Raw genomic sequence first — 1,026 nt, 5'->3', positions numbered from 1 at the left:
GTGGAGGCAGGGGCGCTGCCGTCGCTGCTGCCCGGCGGCCGGCCGGCCACCGACCCGCGGGCCCGTGAGGAGACCGCGGAGGTCTGGCGGATCCGCGAACTCCCGCACCGCTACGGCCGCGACACCGGCCAGATCATCGAGGCCGCGGCCACCGGTGAACTGGGCGCGCTGCTCGTCGCGGGCGTCGAGGTGGCCGACCTGCCGGATCCGGCGCGAGCACGTGAGGCGCTCGATGCCGTCGGCTTCCTGGTCTCGCTCGAGCTGCGGCCCAGCGAGGTCACCGAACGCGCGGACGTCGTCTTCCCGGTCGCGGCCGTCGCGGAGAAGCCCGGTACCTTCCTCAACTGGGAGGGCCGGGTCCGGATGTTCGAGGCGCCGCTGAAGCCCGAGCACATGACCCGCCGCCTCGCACCGGCGGACGCGCGGGTACTCCACATGCTCGCCGACACGCTCGACGTGCCGTTCGGTCTGCCGGACCTCAAGTCCGTACGTACGGAGCTGGAACGGCTCGGCAGCTGGGACGGCCCCCGGGCCACCGAGCCGTTGGAGAGCGCGAAGCCGCTGCCCCGGCCCGGCGCCGGCGAGGCGGTCCTCGCCGGTCACCGGCTGCTGCTCGACCAGGGCCTGCTGCAGCAGGGCGACGAGGCGCTGGCCGGCACCCGGCACGCCGCCGTGGCACGGCTCTCCGCGGTCACCGCGGCGGAGACGGGCGTCAAGGACGGCGACGAACTGGAGATCGCCGGACCGTCCGGAACCATCCGGCTGCCGCTCCAGGTGAGCGAGATGCCCGACCGGGTGGTGTGGCTGCCGATGAACTCCGTGGGCGGCGGCGTGACCTCCGACACGGGCGCCCGCCCGGGCGAGCTCGTCCGTATCGCGGCCGCGACCGGGGCCGCTCCGGCAGCACCGGAGGTGCGGTCATGACCATCCGCGACACCCGCAGGCCGGCGGCGACAACCTCCTCATCACCCTCAAAACCGCCGCCGAACTCCTCCTCACCCCCCCACCCACACCCCCCACCACCCC

At 74.7% G+C, this 1,026-nt stretch carries 1 protein-coding gene; it reads left to right on the top strand.

What is annotated here, in order from left to right:
- Positions 1–924: molybdopterin dinucleotide binding domain-containing protein (locus tag ABZ070_RS37520; protein ID WP_356640704.1), on the top strand; the 924-nt coding region annotated here is incomplete at its 5' end.
- Positions 925–1,026: the final 102 nt, after the last annotated feature.

The organism is Streptomyces sp. NPDC006283 (genome assembly GCF_040613325.1).
GTDB lineage: Bacteria > Actinomycetota > Actinomycetes > Streptomycetales > Streptomycetaceae > Streptomyces.
Note: the sequence above shows the minus strand (reverse complement) of the source record. Positions and strands in the feature narration are given on the sequence as shown.